This window comes from Paraburkholderia silviterrae (assembly GCF_004353915.1).
Taxonomy (GTDB): domain Bacteria; phylum Pseudomonadota; class Gammaproteobacteria; order Burkholderiales; family Burkholderiaceae; genus Paraburkholderia; species Paraburkholderia silviterrae.
Map to the genome: position 1 here is coordinate 49,097 of NZ_SMRP01000009.1, position 14,312 is coordinate 63,408.

Sequence of the window (14,312 nt, forward strand, 5' to 3'; positions counted from 1 at the left end):
TGACCTCGATTCAGGGGAGCTGATGCGAGGTCGGATTGTAGGGAGGCACGGGTTAACAGAGACTTAAGGGGGGGCCGGCGCGTGAAGCGTTCGTGCTCGCGCCACGGGGCCACGCACAAATTGGGGGCGCTTCGGTATAAGTCCCGAGGGCCAATTAATCTTTTCGTCAGAAAACGCTGGTACTCTCGTCAAGCGCGGTCCTGTGCGACACTTGGGGCTTCAGGCTGGCGAAAAACAGGCAAAGCAAATTGGCATTCGTAGGGGACGCGTCATGTTTTTGCAGCTTTGCACCCCCACAAAACGCACCGGAGTGTGCCTGGCGATGATTTCATCAAAGAGCGATCAGCGACGAGCTGTCCTTACCCCCGAACGCCGGTGCGAGCGGGCGGCGGCATGGTAGCGCCCCCGGCTACGATCGATATCGCGTCGGTTGCGCTCGTGCCAGGCCATATGACGCTAGTGACTGTTGCGCATCTATTTGCCCAATCCATTGCGGGCCTCTGCGGCCTGGGCGCCATCCTCGGCATTGTTTATACGGTGACGGCATGCCGGCTGATCGGCCGCTTCTTCGCGCGCGGCGTGGCGGTGCCGGCGCGCTTTCCCGCCGTCACGATCGTCAAGCCGCTGCACGGCGACGAATGGCGGCTCGAAGCGCATCTCGCCAGTTTCTTCGACCAGGATTATCCGGGGCCAGTGCAGTATCTGTTTGGCGTTCATGATTCGTGCGACGCCGCGCTCGCCACCGTTGAAAGGCTGCGCGAGCGCTATCCCGACGCGCACGTCACCGTGGTGGCCGATGCGCGCTTGTACGGGCCCAACCGCAAGATCGCGAATCTCGTGAACATGCTGGAGAAGGCCGAGCATGAGGTTCTCTGCTTCGCCGATAGCGACGTTTATGTCGAGCGCAACTATCTTCGCCAGATCGTCGGGACCCTGCAGCAGCCGGGCGTGGGTCTCGTGACGACGGTCTATCGCGGCCTCTGCGCGCCCGGGTTCTGGCCCCGCATGGCTGCGGGGCTGACCAACTATCATTTCCTGCCGGGCGTGGTCACCGGGCTCGCGCTCGGGCGCGCGCGGCCGTGTTTCGGCCAGTCCATTGCGATGACGCGGGACATGCTCGCGCGCATCGGCGGTCTGGCCCAGTTCGCGCACCACCTCGCCGAGGACCACGCAGTGGGCGAAGCCGTGCGGCGCGCGGGGGCCACCGTCGCCATCCCGCCCATTGTGGTGCAGCACGCTTGCGTGGAAAATACGTTCTCCAAGCTCTTCGCGCACGAGCTGCGCTGGAGCCGAACCATCCGCGCGGCGGACCGCTCCGGGCATCTCGGCGCGGTGTTCATGCATCCGCTGGCGCTCGCGTTGCTCGCGGTGGCCTTCTCGGGCGGCGCGCTGGCCGCGTGGGCGCTGGCCGGCGTCGCGCTGTTCGCCCGCGCGCTGCTGGTCTGGAGGACCGACCGCGCCACCGGGCAAAAGGGCAGCGGGCTGCTGTGCCTGCCGATCTGGGACGCGGTTCAGTTCGCGATCTATCTCGCGAGTTTCTGCTCGTCGGGCGTGGTGTGGCGCGGGACGCGCTTTCGCGTCGACGCGAACGGGATGCTGTCGCCCGTTCACGAAAAATGAAAAAGCATTGAGCTTCGTGGTAGATGAATAGAAACGTCAAGACGCAGGCGCATTTGAACAAGAGCACACGCAGATGAAACACCTGGGACGTATCGCTGCGTTGTGCGGTCTGGCGGTCGCCGTGTGGCTCGTATGGCAAGACCATCCTGCGGCCGTGCTGCAACTCCTGCAAGGCGCGGGCATGGGCCTCGTGCTGGCCGCCTTGCTGCACATCCTGCCGATGTGCGCGAACGCATGGGACTGGCGCAGCTTGATCCGCCCGGCGCAGCGCCCCTCTTTCCCGGCCATGCTCAAGCTCGTCTGGATACGCGAGTCCGTCAACGGCCTCTTGCCTGTTGCGCGCATCGGTGGGGAAATCGTTTCGTTCCGGCTGCTCGGGCGTGCCGGCGTGCGCCCGGCGACGGCGGCGGCGAGCCTCGTCGCCGACATGCAGCTCACGCTGATCAGCCAGCTCATTTTCGGGTTGATCGCAGCGGGCTATGTGCTCGAGCATTCGAGCTCCGATGCCGCGCACATCGCCGGCCGGCTCGCCTGGGGGATTGCGGGGATCGCGCCGGTGCTGGTGCTGTTCGCGCTGGTTCAGCATGCACGGCCGTTCGAGCGCGCGGCCCACGCCATCAACCGGATCACGAGCGGCAAGGTGGTCGATCTGGTGGGCAAGTCCGCGCGCGTCGATCAATCCGTCAAGCTGATCTGGCGGCAGACCGGCGTGGTCGTGCGCTATCTGCTGATCTGGCAGACGCTGCAATGCGTGGGCTACGCGCTGGAGATCTGGTGCGCGCTGCACGTGCTCGGCGCAGACGCGACCTTCGCGCAGGCGTTCGTGATCGAAGCGCTCATTCAACTCGTCAGCAGTGCGGCTTTTCTGATTCCGGGCGGCCTGGGCGTCCAGGAGGGCGGCTTCGTGCTGATCGGCGGCCTGCTCGGCTTCGACGCGCCGACGTGTCTCGCGCTCGCCGGCGCGCGGCGTGTGCGCGATCTGCTGTTCTACGTGCCCGGTTTGTTTGCCTGGCAGGCGGCCGAGTATGCGCTGCCGTCACGGCGTGAGGCGGAGCGCGTGCAGTAAGCGGCCCGTTCCGGGGCCCGGCGGCCACACGCCCGCCCTCGGCCCGGATCAGGCGCGGGCGCGATTCGAAGAAAAGCAAAAAGAGGATTCGCAATGGATCGCATGACCGCCATGGAAACCTTCGTTGCCGTCGTCGAGGCCGGGTCGTTTTCCGCCGCCGCGCGGCGCCTGAGCGTGGGGCAGCCCGCTGTTTCCAAGTCGGTCGCGCAACTGGAGGAGCGCCTGGGCACGCGCTTGCTGCTGCGCTCGACGCGTGGCCTCAATACGACCGATGCCGGCCAGCGCTTCTACGAGCACGCGAGAGTCGCCATCGAGGAGGCGGACGAGGCCGAGCACGCCGCCAGACAGTCTTCGGAGAGCGTGTCCGGGCGGCTGCGCGTTTCGGCGGCCCCCACCTTTGCGCGCCTGCACGTCATGCCGGTGCTCAAGCGCTTTCTCGACCAGCATCCGCAGCTCGAGATCGACATCGTGCTGGACGACCGCAACATCGATTTGCTCGAAGAGGGCATGGACGTGTCGCTGCGCATGGGCAGCCTCGACGACTCCGCCATGACCGCGCGGCGCATCAGCCGCAGCCCGAGGCTCGTGGTGGGCACGCCCGCGTATTTCGAGGAGGCCGGCGTGCCCGCCACGCCGGCCGACCTGAGCCGCCATCAGGCGATCGTGTATTCGCAGCGCGGCGGCGGCGAGTCCTGGTCGTTCAGCCGCAACGGCAAGGAAACGGCCGTGGTGGTGTCGGGCCGCGTGCGCGTGAGCGCCGCCGAAGGCATCCGTACGGCCGTGCTCGGCCACATGGGGTTGGCCGTTGTGTCGCAATGGATGTTCGCGCCCGAGCTCGCCGATGGCAGTGTGCGCGCCGTGCTCACCGACTGGCAATTGCCGCCGCTGGACCTGTGGGCCGTGTTCCCGGCGGGCCGGCTCGTGACCTCCAGGGCGCGGGCGTTTGTGGCCTTTGTCGAAAGCGTGCTGGCCGAAAGCAGTCGCTAACGCTTCGCGTTGCGGGGCCGCGCGCCCCCACAACGCGGCAACCGTTGCGGCCCGCTTCAGCCACTTCAGGCTACAGCGGTTGAGCCGGATAGACGCGCACTTTCCCCGCGCCGCCCACATACAGCTCGTCGGCGCCTGGGAGAAGCACCGCGACCTCGGGATCGGGATCGATTCTGCGCGTTTGCTGCGGCGTGCGCGTGGGGTCTTCGACAACCCGCACGTCGCTGGCGTACCCGGGATCGGGATTGCCAAGACGGGCGGCTCGATAGTCATGCAGGCCGTCACAGTTGAACGCGTAGCCGTCTTTGCGCGCGACGAGACGTGAGGTTCCGAGGTACCGTCTGTTGGCGCGGTCCCATTTTTCGATTTCGGCGCCGCAAGAAGGAATCAGATGAACGTCGGCCTGCGGCCGCGGCGTCGCGCCCGCAAGGCGGCCCGCGATATAGTCGAGGCAGATCTCCACGCCGATCTTGACGGCCTTGGTGTCCTTGACGATATTGAAGACGCCGCAGCCGTCGTAGCTGATGCGCTGGTTCTCGTCGCGCGGTCCAGGCGCAACCGGATCGAGGTGCTCGATCCGCTCGAGCGCGATACCGTTATTGCCGGCGAGCTCGGTGGATTCGATAAAGTCGATATCGGACTTATGTTCCTTGAGCACCGAAAATGCGGTATCCGGGCCGGCATCTGCGCCACCTTTCTGGATCAATGCATAGTTGTAGCCTTCCAGTGGCTGCCTCGCGCCGAACAACCATGCAAGCAGCCCCGGTTGTTCGCCGCGCGAGAAGCCGACGATGGTGCCGAATACGAACAGCCAGTCCTGCCACTTTGCGTCCTTAACCGCGGTTTGCAGCGCCTGGACGACGCGTTGCACGTCGTCCATTTCATAGGCGCCGGTTTTGCCGCGCAGCAGAAACTCTGGCCACATCATGACCTTGAGGACGTCGCCGTTCGGGTTCGCGCGCGGCAAAGCGGCCGTCATGGCCGCCTTGATCAGCTCGACCCGGCGCGCGATGTCGGCTTGCGCATCCGCGAGTCCCGGATACTCCTTGCCGCCGCGTACGGGCTTGGGTCCGGTATTGAGGCAGTGTGCAATCAGTTGTACCTTGGTGTACGGCATGGCGCTCTCCTTTCGACGACGGGTGTGAGGGTCTGCATCGGGTCCGATGCCAGCGCGACGCGAATGCCGCGGCTCGCTTGTGCGGTCTCGCGTCACATCGCATTGACGTTTCGACGATGAAGTTGTGAAAGGGCGAAGCTGAATAAGCGGTGAAAGTGCGCGCTTGGCAGAATGCTCAGTCGAACGCCTTGCGCAGTTGCTTGCGCAGCAGTTCCACGCGCTTTCGCGCGAGCGCTTCATTGATGCCCAGTAACGCAGCGATCGTTGCGTAGGAGTGCTCGTCTTCGAATTTCAGCGTGAAGAGCGTTTGCTGACCCGGCGCGAGCGCAATGAGCGCTTGCTCGATGCGCGCGAGCTGCCGCTTGATTGCGAGTTGCGCTTCAGCCGATGGGGCAGGGTCGGGCGCGTTGAAACCTTCATCGATTTCGACGTCTCGCTGCAGGATGTGGCATTCCCTTGCACGCCGCCGCGCATGGTCCAGGAAGGCGTGGTCGAGCGCGACATAGAGCAGGGCAGGGAGATTTTTCACGCGCTCTGGAGAATTGCGCATGTAGAGATGCACTTTGAGTGCGGCTTCCGAGAGCAGGTCCTCGGCCCCGTGAAGGTCGCCTTTGCAGAGAAAGCGGGCGCGGCTGCGCAGTTTGCCTTGCCATGCCCGCCAGGCGCGATCGAGCGGGTCGGCGCGTGGCGAGACTGCCTGGGCGGGCGGGCTGGTGATTTCCATTGCACTACCGCCTGCGATGAGCGTTCTTCGACGCGGCGCGTATCAGGCGGGTGGCGCAAAAGCAGAAGACGAAGAACCAGGCCATCGCATACAGATAGACCCAAAGCATCATGTCGGTCGTGCCGCTGGCGTTGATCACGGTGTTGCACCGGCTCACGAGTTCCGACACCCCGATGACGGATGCCACCGACGACGCCATCACGATAATCACGAAGTAGCTGCTCCAGACCGGAAGAAATCGCGCCAATGCCTGGCGCTGTTCGCCGGGGTGGCGTGAGAGGGCGTCCGTGAGGCAATCGGAGGTGAAGCCGGCAACCGCGAGTGACAGCGCCAGCGCGGCCTTCAGCCACGACGGAAAGGCAACGGACGGCAGGTCGAACGGCATCGTCAGCTTGCCTGGCAGCATGAACACCAGATAGAACTGGAACACGAAGGTTGGGGTATTGCGCATCAGTTCGGTGACGACCGTGGTCGCCCGCGCCAGCGCGACCTGCTGCGATGTTCTGGAAAGCGCGAGCAGATAGCCCACCAGCGTGCCGATCGTTTGTGCTGTGAGCGAGATGGCGATGTTCCAGGCAAAGCCACCCAATAGCCACGGCGTCCATGCCGCGAGCGTCCGAAGGGTTTCAGCGAGGGACATCGCACCATCTCCTGTGTGCCCATTGCAACAGGCGCAATACACAAAAGGTTTCCAGTACGAAGAAGGCCATGAGCATGTTCATCATCGTGCCCACGTTGCCGTGCTCGGCGATGATCGACGTCGAGGCGGACAGTAGCTCGGGCACGGCGATGGTGCTGGCGATCATCGTCGCCTTGGTGACATTGACGAGTGCCGCGGTGACGGCCGACGACGATTCGGCAATCAGCTCGCGCGGCCCCGGTGCGCCGCTGATGGAGCCGGCATGTTTCGCGCAGGCATTGACCCATGCCTCGTCGAACGTATGCATCAATCCAGCGCCCGTGTAGAAGCAGAGCACGCCGGTCACCACCCAGAATCCGCTGAAATGCACGCTCCAGCGCGCGGCTGCGAAACTGCCGAGGCCGAAGAACACCACGTAGATCTGCAGCAGCGGCGGCGTCATGCGCGCGAGCGCCGCAATGCCGCGCATCGCCGCCGGCAGCACGCGGCCGCTAAGGTGTGCGAGATGGACCATCACGAGCGCGACGGCGACGCTGCCGCAGATACAGCACGCGGTGAGTGAAAGCGTCAATGCAATGCCATACAAGAAGGCGCGGCGTTCGTAGTCGTCGTAGAAGCAGGTCAGGTTGACGCCGGTTTTTTCGTTGAGCCACAGGCCCCAGCGGCGCAGGCCGGTCACGTCGGTGGAGGTGACGAAGATGGGGTTGCGGCAGGCGACGGGCCATTGCCCATCCGCAAGCCGCTCGCACAGATAATGGCCATTGGCCCGCCTGATGGTCCATAGCGCATGCATGCGCGCGAGAAACGTCGAGGGCGGCAAACCCCATTTGTGCTCGAGCGCGATTAGCGTGCCGTCACGGTGCCATTGCGCGACGGTATCGCCAATAAAGCGCTCGAAGGCGCTGCCCCGCGCGTTGCGGGCGATGGCGATCGCCCACGGCGTCACGAGCTCGGGCGGCGGCCCGATCCGGTAGCCATGCCACTCGCTGCTGAGCAGATCGCCGGCAATGGCGGTGTTGTCGAACAGCCAGCCCGCGCAACGCCTGTCACGGACGGCCAGTTTCGCGTCGCGGCTGGTCGGGTAGGTCTGCAACTGGAGCAGATAGCGCTCGACCATCGTGCGATTGAAATAGCTGCCTTGCGTGGCGCACAGGGTTTGCCCGCGCAGATCCGACCAGCGCTTGATCAGACTGTCGGGCCGCGTCATGAGCGTGACGCCGGAGGAGTAATAGTCCGGTTCGACTAGCGTGGCGATTTCGCGGCGCTCGGCGGTATCGCCCAGGGTCGCAATGGTGACGTCGGCGCGGCCATCGTCGAGCACCTGCAGGCGGTTCGTCGTGTTGACGCCGATGGTGCGCAGCCGCACGCCAAGCCGCCGCGCGAGGTCCCCGGCCAGATCGGTTTCGAATCCTTCTTGTTGCGCATTGGCCGTCAACATCCCGAACGGCGGGTAATCCGTCTTCACGCCGACGACGAGCACGCCGCGCTGCCGGATCGAGTCCAGGCGTTCGGCCGCGTGCGACTCGATGCCGGAGGCGAACAGCATGACGCCGAGCACGACGGGCCATATCCGCCGCAGGCCCCTGGCGCGTGATGGGCTGCGCATCATGCCATCTCTGCGCAGGCGCGTATGCCGTAGCCGAGCGAGGGCGTGACCGATTTCGCCAGCGTGCGGTCGAGCGTTTGCAGCCGCGCCGAGCGCATCAGCCACCACTCCGGAAAGACGCTTTCCGCCTCGCAATCGCGCAGCAGAAAACCGGCTGCCCGCAATTCATCGGCGAGTCGGCGCGCGGTATACAGGTGATAGAAAAAGCTCAGCCGTTCGCCGTGCACGTATCGAACGAAGCCGATATTGCCCGCTTCGTGCAGCGGCGGCGACGCGTGCCCACGCCAGCGTGCGCAGGCGTGGCGGCACAGATCGAGCGGACGCCTGCGATAAATCGACGGCACGGAAAGAATCAGCCTGCCGCCGGGCCGCATCCGTTCGCGCAATCTGCATAAGGTGTCGATGCGAGTGCGGCGGTCGCCCAGATGGGACAGCACGCCGAACAACATGAGCACGAGGTCATACTGCTCGTCGTGCGGCAGGTCGTCGATCGTGCCGCTGACGAGGGTGACGCGATCCCGGTGCGGACTGCCATTCAGGCTGCGTGCAAGCTCCTGCAGAGACGGCGCGGAAATGTCGAAGCCGGTCAGCCGCGCGCGGGTGCGCTCGAGCAACGCGCGAGCATAGCGGCCGTCGCCGCAGCCGAAATCGAGAATGTGCGCTGCCTCGCGCGCGCCGTGACGCAACAGGTAATCGAGCGTGGCCGCATTGGGCACCGGGTAGCGCTCGCGATAGCCGTGGCTTCGATAGTACTTGTCATAGGTCTCACGCATTTGCCGTGCGATATCGTGATTCACGCTCTTGCTCCTGACGGGTGGCCCGCTGACGACGACCCGGGCCTGACGGTCGAAACCGGTGCTAGGTCCGTATTGCCTCGCGTAAGGCCTTGATCCAGTGGCGCGTGTGATCTTCGTCGGGCACCATGTTGGATTCGATCAGCCGTGCGAGGGCCATCGTCCTCGCACCTGGCGGCACGCCGGCGCCGCGCTGGCGTCGCAGCCGCCAGACGAGGACGCGCGCCACGCTCAGCAAGGCGAACTTCTTCAGCCCTTCGAATTCGGTGACGATGTGCAGTGCGCTGAAGATGAACGAGAGCGCCAGCAGCGGTGCGAGATAGGCATCGACCACACTCGCGAGGCCGCTCGGGAAATGGGCATAGATCCACGGCGTGCCGTTGCGGTAAAAGCCGGCGACCGTATCGGCCACGGGGCCGGCGTTGCCCGCGTAACGCGGGAACTCCCCGCTGCGATTCACATAGCTGCCGCCGCGATGCACTTCCTGCATGGCTTCGAGCAGTGCATATTGCGTCGCGGCCGACATGTCTTGTTTCGCCACGACCGAAATCGTCGCGGCCAGCATCGACACGTCGTGGTCCGGTATATGACGCGCGAGGTCCAGCACCCCCGCCGGAAGCGTGACGACCTTGAGATAGCCAAGCTTCTTCGCGATGGCCTCCAGCTCGGCCGGCTGCACCAGCTCGAGATTCGCATCCTCCGCGAGGTCGGCAATCATCTGGCTGTCCGCGCCGAGTATGAACAGGCCGGCTTCGTAATCGCCGCGCTTCAGGCGCGCAATGGCCTCGCTCAGCGGGAAGAAGTCGATGCGTGTGTTCGTCGCGTCGATCCCGTACAGGGCAAGGATCGATTTCATGGTGCGGCTTGTCAGGCTGCGCTGCGGCGGCAGCACGATGGACAGGCCCCGCAGATCGGTGAAGGAGCGGATGGCCTGGCCGTGCTCCGCGTTGCGATTCACGAAGAAGAAAATCGGCTGCAACTGAATGTCGCCGAGCGAAACCAGGCTCGCGTCCGACGCCTTGTTCAGGTCTTCCGATACGAAGCCGACGTCCAGGTGCTCGCTCGGGTCGGCGACCTTTTGATAGATCTCGTCGGTGTTCTGAAACGGCACGATATCGACGCGAAAACCCCGCGCTTCGACGATGCGCCGATACTGCAGCGCCGTGTCGTAGAAACTGCCGCCGATCGGGCCAGCCGCGATGCGGATCAGCCGGTCCGGCAACACATGAACCGTTGCATAGACCACCGCGCCCAGCACGAGCACGGCCAGCGCACATCGCAGCCGAAATTTTGGGTTTGCATAGCGGTTCATGGAAGGCGTTCCCGGAGTTCGCATACGTGGCCGTGACACATCGACATGCGGCTCATCGTAGGGCGCACAAGCCAGGGAATCCTGACCATCTCTGATAGCCCATGGCGCGTCCGGGCCAGTCAGAAACAGTCAGTTGCGCGCCATCGCCATTGGCTAAGATTCGATGTGAATCGAGGAACAACCCCGGCCGCGCGCGGCCGGCTAACCGGGAGCGAAAATGGCCGGGTCAACGAGTCTCGAAGACATCGTGCGTGCAATCGCCGGATCGATCATGCACGCGCAACATCTGGTGGAGAAGGCGCAGATCGCGAACTTCTCGTCCTTCTTCACGGAGGACAAGGAGCCCACCAGCATCGACATCAAGCTGCCGGCGACGCATAGCGCCGCGCAAGCGGACGACATGATGGTTTACCGTCTGCCGTTGATGTCGCTGGTTCCGCATAGTTCGCTCGTGATTGGCGAAGCGGAAATCGACCTCGATCTGGAGCTGGGCTCATTCGAGGAGGTCGAGCGCACTGCCGCGAACGAGACCATGATTGCCGAATCCGGCAAGGCCGCGCCCGCGGAGCGCAAAGCCACGCTGATGGTGAGTCCCGCCAACGCCTCCAAGAACCAGAGCGGCAGCGTGGCGCATATCAAGCTGAAGCTGCAGGCGTCGGAAAAAACGGAAGGTCTCGCGCGTCTGCTCGACGACGTCATCAAGTGTCAGGGACCGACGGAGTTCGTGGCGCGGCAGGGCACCCCGGCGCCGGTCGAAGCGCCGGCCCCAGGAGCACCCGCAAGCGATCGGGGGGCAACGTGAGTACGGAACGCTTCCATCTGACCGACATGCGCTTTATCAAGCGCATCGTCGTCGGCAATGACAACCCCAAGAATCTGCGCACCGAGGCCGAAGTTCAGGAGGCGATGGAACTCGTCAACCGCTGCCTGAACAGCACACCGCGCGGCTATATCCTGAATGTCGAAAAGAGCTTCGGGCTCTACAACATCGGCGAACATCAGGTGGTCCTGCAATACGCGGTCTATCACGTTGGATTTGCGCGCAAACCCCTGTTCCTGGATGAGCGATGAGGGAGCAAGTCCTGAAGTTCGATCAGCTGTGCGAGGTACTTGCCGATGCCGTGGCAGGCGCCAACGCCCAGCTTGTGTCGCAATCGAACCAGAACCCGCACGGCCACGGTGACGCGACGGTGTTCATCCATCGCCCGAACGGAGCCGCTGTGGCGACTCGGCACGACATTACGTATGAGGCCCTTTACGGCCGCTTTGTCTACGGCGTGCGAGAACTCTCTTTCAGCGTGCTGTGCTGTGTTGCCTTGCGGGTGATCGGCGGGCAGCGGCAAGTCGTCTTGCAACTGCGCGCACCGGCGTGGTGGCGACGCTTGTTCCGGAAAGTGGAGTGCCGCGAGCTGAAAATAGGCGTGGGCCCGAAGCGTGTGACAGTGCAACTGGATCCCGCATCGGATGGGCACATGCCAAAGCGAGGCTTGCCTTGCGTCCTGACTCTCTCAGCGGAAAATTGCGCGGCGCTCGCGATCGAGCTTCACCGCTCAACAGAAACCGTCACGTTTCCCGACGATACCCAACCTAACATGAACTAGCGCCTTTGGCGCTGCGGCATCGGCGAAACATCAGTGCGGTGCTGCGACTAACCGGTCCCATTTAATCAGGAGTGCAATATGTCTGAATTGATCGATATGGCATCACAGTTCAAGGGATTGCCGATGAGCGACCTGATCGGAAGCCCGCTGACGGCGGCTTGCGACGCACAGGTCAAGCTCGCCAACGCGACCGCCGATTTCATCAAGTATGTCGGCTTCCTGCCGCCCGCCGAAGGCGACAAGAACGGCGTTGGCGCGACACGCCTGGCCCACTTCGCGTTCACGCGGCCGACCCAGGATCCGGCCGACATCACGAAATCCATCGACGAGCACGTCACGCTGGACGTTCCGCTGCTCGCCATCGTCAAGATTCCCGCGCTGGCGATCACCAAGGTGGACATCACATTCGATATGGAGGTGAAGTCGTCGTTCATGTCGAAGGATTCGACCGACGCGTCGGCGAAGATGGCCGCCGATGTGAAGTTCGGATGGGGACCCATCAGTGCGCAGGTTCACCTCGAGGGATCGGTGGCCACGCACAAGGAAAACACCCGCAGTTCGGACAATTCGGCGAAATACCACGTCCAGGTGCTGGCCGAGGATTCGGGCATGCCCGAAGGGCTGTCGCGCGTCATGGACATCCTGCATAGCGCGATTCAACCGCGCACGACCGGCCAGACGGCGGCGTTGGCCGGCGGCAACGACAAGGGCGGCCAGGCCTGAGCGCGTCGTCTTTCAGCTTCGCGGCCGAGCGCGTCCTCCCGCCGCTCTCGGCCCCGTCATTGTGGAGCACAAGATCATGAGCATCCTGACGCAAGAGCATTTGACGCAACTTTTCGCCGGCGACGACGCCGACGAGCGCGCGGCGCGCTGGCTGGAGCCGCTGAGCAATGCAACCGACGAGTGGCAGATCGATTCGCCGCAGCGCCTTGCGGCGTTTCTCGCCCAGGTTCTGCACGAGTCCAATCACTGCCGCAACCTTTCGGAGAATCTCCACTACTCGGCGCCGCGGCTGCGCCAGGTATGGCCCGCCCGTTTCCCGACCGACGAGGCAGCCCAAGCGTGCGCGGGCAATCCGGAGAGGCTCGCGAACAAGGTCTACGCGGGGCGTCTTGGCAACGGCGACGAAGCGAGCGGCGACGGCTGGAGCTATCGCGGCCGCGGCCTGATTCAACTGACTGGCCGCAGCAACTACGAACGCTGCGGGGAAGGACTGCAAGTGGACCTTCTGGGCAACCCGGAACTGCTCGAATCGCCCGATGGCGCCGCGCGCTCCGCCGCATGGTTTTGGTCGCAAGCGAAGCTCAACGAGCTTGCCGATGCGGAAACGGGCGAGGACGCCGACCAGGCCTTTGTGCAGATCACGAAGCGAATCAACGGCGGCACGGTTGGGCAGGAGGCGCGCGTTGCGTTGTGGCGCAAGGCGAAGGACGTCCTGGGCGTCGATTAGGGCGCGGGCTGGCCGCGCACGCGGTGGCGCGATCGGCGTGCAGCGGATGGGTTGACCTGACGTGAACCCATCCGCTGCGAATCGGCTGGACGAAATCCTTTCAGAAAGCATTCGATATTCGCGTGAGCGAGGAGGCAAATGCTTTTAAAGCGGCTTTTATGTAACCGGATAGATTTTAATGGTCGATAACCAGCGAGTCGTCGAAGCTGAAGCCGCGCACCCGGACGGTGTTCAGCGGCAAAGGCGTATCGAGGTGCTGCATGGTCTTTTTGCGCAAACGCGTGACTAGTGTGTCGAGCCGGTTCTGGTCGTAGCTCAGATAATGCTCGCCGAATTCATCGATGATGCGCCTTCGCGAGACGACTTCGCCCTTGTCCACGAGCGCGAACAGTTTGACGAGGGCGAACTCCAGCGTGGTCAGCTTGGTGTGCTTACGATTTGGAGCGATGAGGTGATGCTGATGCAGCGACAGGCGCCAGGCGGGAAGCTCGCAGCGCGAGAACGAGGCGAGCGAGGATTGATCGAGCAATCCTGGTTGAATCTGGAAGATGGTGATTGACTTGCGGGTCTTTTCGCTCTCGGTGAGCGGCGCCTGATGCATATCGGATAAATTCCCCCACGTTATCTGATAGCCGGCGTTGCTAAAAAGATTGCTAATTTCGTGCTTATTCTGCAAGTCAACTTCGAGAAGAAGCAGCCCCATGGTCGTTGCTCCAACGATGTTGTTATACGCTCATGTTGGAATAGCGAAGTCGGTTTCATATGACCATTCATGACATTACCAGTTTTGTTACCGGATATTTGGTGGGGGATTTTGATGCTGTGTGCATCGGTAATTGGGGTTTAAATTCAAATTGCATTGGTGGGGGCTGGGAGATTTATGCCTTGCGGCGGGTGATGGGTTTGGGGGGCTTGTTGTGGATGGCGGGGAGTCGATTGTGGGTAGTGGCACGATTCGGGGGGATACGTGTCTCGCTAGCGAGTGGTGTTGGCCTTTCCTTGCTTTCATGTAGGTATATTGGTGTTGCCCCTTTGTGGGTGTCCAAAGAGGCTTGACCACTACACACCTACTTTTCTTTGCAGCGGCAAAGAAAAGTAGGCAAAAGAAAGCCGCTCAAACCGCCAGTGTGACGCAGTACACCACTTGCCTTATAGCGGAGCGGCTCCGGGGCGTCTGTCATCACTCGCCGTCACCCGGAGTGACTAAGGACTCATCCATCCGGCGGCGCTCCGCGCGCCGTGGGGCATAACCAAAACCAGTTGGATGCACGCGTATTTGTAGGACTCCAGTTTATACGCCCGGCAGCACTCCCGCGCATTCGCCAGGCAGCACGCCCGGTTTTCCTTGCAGCCCCTTCCGCCCGCGCGTAGCGCGCGGCGGGAAGGATGAGCCCC

Annotated in this window: 15 protein-coding genes; 8 read left to right on the forward strand and 7 right to left on the reverse strand. The window is 63.4% G+C overall.

What is annotated here, in order from left to right; translation table 11 throughout:
- The first annotated feature begins 450 nt into the window (after window positions 1–450).
- From hpnI to EYW47_RS18900, 3 genes are all read left to right on the forward strand, one after another.
- On the forward strand, window positions 451–1,620 hold the full coding sequence (gene hpnI / locus EYW47_RS18890; protein WP_133196579.1) for a bacteriohopanetetrol glucosamine biosynthesis glycosyltransferase HpnI: 1,170 nt from the start codon (window positions 451–453) through the stop codon (window positions 1,618–1,620).
- A gap of 73 nt (window positions 1,621–1,693) precedes the next feature.
- Window positions 1,694–2,686, forward strand: coding sequence for a lysylphosphatidylglycerol synthase domain-containing protein (locus EYW47_RS18895; protein ID WP_133196362.1), 993 nt, complete (start codon window positions 1,694–1,696; stop codon window positions 2,684–2,686).
- 93 nt (window positions 2,687–2,779) lie between these two features.
- Entirely contained in the window at window positions 2,780–3,673 is an 894-nt protein-coding gene (locus tag EYW47_RS18900; RefSeq protein ID WP_133196363.1) for a LysR family transcriptional regulator, read from the forward strand.
- A gap of 70 nt (window positions 3,674–3,743) precedes the next feature.
- On the opposite strand, the gene EYW47_RS18905 is transcribed toward EYW47_RS18900, so the two are convergent.
- The 6 genes from EYW47_RS18905 to EYW47_RS18930 form a co-directional block, all read right to left on the reverse strand.
- Window positions 3,744–4,790, reverse strand: coding sequence for a hypothetical protein (locus EYW47_RS18905; protein WP_133196364.1), 1,047 nt, complete (start codon window positions 4,788–4,790; stop codon window positions 3,744–3,746).
- A gap of 175 nt (window positions 4,791–4,965) precedes the next feature.
- On the reverse strand, window positions 4,966–5,514 hold the full coding sequence (locus EYW47_RS18910; RefSeq protein ID WP_133196365.1) for an RNA polymerase sigma factor: 549 nt from the start codon (window positions 5,512–5,514) through the stop codon (window positions 4,966–4,968).
- Window positions 5,515–5,518: 4 nt separating this feature from the next.
- A complete protein-coding gene (locus EYW47_RS18915; protein ID WP_133196366.1) occupies window positions 5,519–6,154 on the reverse strand; it encodes an ABC transporter permease subunit in 636 nt (211 codons plus the stop codon).
- Entirely contained in the window at window positions 6,141–7,763 is a 1,623-nt protein-coding gene (locus EYW47_RS18920) for a transporter substrate-binding domain-containing protein (RefSeq protein ID WP_133196367.1), read from the reverse strand. The genes EYW47_RS18915 and EYW47_RS18920 overlap by 14 nt, the downstream gene beginning before the upstream one ends.
- Window positions 7,760–8,557 carry a class I SAM-dependent methyltransferase gene (locus tag EYW47_RS18925; RefSeq protein ID WP_133196368.1) on the reverse strand — a complete coding sequence of 266 codons (798 nt, stop codon included), beginning with the start codon at window positions 8,555–8,557 and terminating at the stop codon, window positions 7,760–7,762. The genes EYW47_RS18920 and EYW47_RS18925 overlap by 4 nt, the downstream gene beginning before the upstream one ends.
- A gap of 61 nt (window positions 8,558–8,618) precedes the next feature.
- Window positions 8,619–9,866, reverse strand: a complete 1,248-nt coding sequence (locus EYW47_RS18930; RefSeq protein ID WP_165976614.1) for a TAXI family TRAP transporter solute-binding subunit — start codon at window positions 9,864–9,866, stop codon at window positions 8,619–8,621.
- A 217-nt stretch (window positions 9,867–10,083) separates the two neighbouring features.
- Here EYW47_RS18930 and EYW47_RS18935 point away from each other — a divergent pair, with 217 nt between their 5' ends.
- The 5 genes from EYW47_RS18935 to EYW47_RS18955 all read left to right on the forward strand — a co-directional run bounded on the left by EYW47_RS18935 (window position 10,084) and on the right by EYW47_RS18955 (window position 12,917).
- Window positions 10,084–10,668, forward strand: a complete 585-nt coding sequence (locus EYW47_RS18935) for a DUF2589 domain-containing protein (protein ID WP_133196370.1) — start codon at window positions 10,084–10,086, stop codon at window positions 10,666–10,668.
- Window positions 10,665–10,937, forward strand: coding sequence for a hypothetical protein (locus tag EYW47_RS18940; RefSeq protein ID WP_205710103.1), 273 nt, complete (start codon window positions 10,665–10,667; stop codon window positions 10,935–10,937). Before EYW47_RS18935 ends, EYW47_RS18940 begins: the two co-directional genes overlap by 4 nt.
- Window positions 10,934–11,467 carry a hypothetical protein gene (locus EYW47_RS18945; RefSeq protein WP_133196371.1) on the forward strand — a complete coding sequence of 178 codons (534 nt, stop codon included), beginning with the start codon at window positions 10,934–10,936 and terminating at the stop codon, window positions 11,465–11,467. Before EYW47_RS18940 ends, EYW47_RS18945 begins: the two co-directional genes overlap by 4 nt.
- 78 nt (window positions 11,468–11,545) lie before the next feature.
- A complete protein-coding gene (locus EYW47_RS18950) occupies window positions 11,546–12,190 on the forward strand; it encodes a DUF2589 domain-containing protein (protein ID WP_133196372.1) in 645 nt (214 codons plus the stop codon).
- A 76-nt stretch (window positions 12,191–12,266) separates the two neighbouring features.
- On the forward strand, window positions 12,267–12,917 hold the full coding sequence (locus EYW47_RS18955) for a glycoside hydrolase family 19 protein (RefSeq protein ID WP_133196373.1): 651 nt from the start codon (window positions 12,267–12,269) through the stop codon (window positions 12,915–12,917).
- A gap of 175 nt (window positions 12,918–13,092) precedes the next feature.
- On the opposite strand, the gene EYW47_RS18960 is transcribed toward EYW47_RS18955, so the two are convergent.
- Window positions 13,093–13,620 carry a helix-turn-helix domain-containing protein gene (locus EYW47_RS18960; RefSeq protein ID WP_133196374.1) on the reverse strand — a complete coding sequence of 176 codons (528 nt, stop codon included), beginning with the start codon at window positions 13,618–13,620 and terminating at the stop codon, window positions 13,093–13,095.
- Between the last annotated feature and the right edge of the window lie 692 nt (window positions 13,621–14,312).

Coding starts and splice junctions, on each gene's coding strand:
- hpnI (WP_133196579.1), top strand. CDS start 451: ATGACGCTAGTGACTGTTGCGCATCTATTTGCCCAATCCATTGCGGGC.
- EYW47_RS18895 (WP_133196362.1), top strand. CDS start 1,694: ATGAAACACCTGGGACGTATCGCTGCGTTGTGCGGTCTGGCGGTCGCC.
- EYW47_RS18900 (WP_133196363.1), top strand. CDS start 2,780: ATGGATCGCATGACCGCCATGGAAACCTTCGTTGCCGTCGTCGAGGCC.
- EYW47_RS18905 (WP_133196364.1), bottom strand. CDS start 4,790: ATGCCGTACACCAAGGTACAACTGATTGCACACTGCCTCAATACCGGA.
- EYW47_RS18910 (WP_133196365.1), bottom strand. CDS start 5,514: ATGGAAATCACCAGCCCGCCCGCCCAGGCAGTCTCGCCACGCGCCGAC.
- EYW47_RS18915 (WP_133196366.1), bottom strand. CDS start 6,154: ATGTCCCTCGCTGAAACCCTTCGGACGCTCGCGGCATGGACGCCGTGG.
- EYW47_RS18920 (WP_133196367.1), bottom strand. CDS start 7,763: ATGATGCGCAGCCCATCACGCGCCAGGGGCCTGCGGCGGATATGGCCC.
- EYW47_RS18930 (WP_165976614.1), bottom strand. CDS start 9,866: ATGAACCGCTATGCAAACCCAAAATTTCGGCTGCGATGTGCGCTGGCC.
- EYW47_RS18935 (WP_133196370.1), top strand. CDS start 10,084: ATGGCCGGGTCAACGAGTCTCGAAGACATCGTGCGTGCAATCGCCGGA.
- EYW47_RS18945 (WP_133196371.1), top strand. CDS start 10,934: ATGAGGGAGCAAGTCCTGAAGTTCGATCAGCTGTGCGAGGTACTTGCC.
- EYW47_RS18950 (WP_133196372.1), top strand. CDS start 11,546: ATGTCTGAATTGATCGATATGGCATCACAGTTCAAGGGATTGCCGATG.
- EYW47_RS18955 (WP_133196373.1), top strand. CDS start 12,267: ATGAGCATCCTGACGCAAGAGCATTTGACGCAACTTTTCGCCGGCGAC.
- EYW47_RS18960 (WP_133196374.1), bottom strand. CDS start 13,620: ATGGGGCTGCTTCTTCTCGAAGTTGACTTGCAGAATAAGCACGAAATT.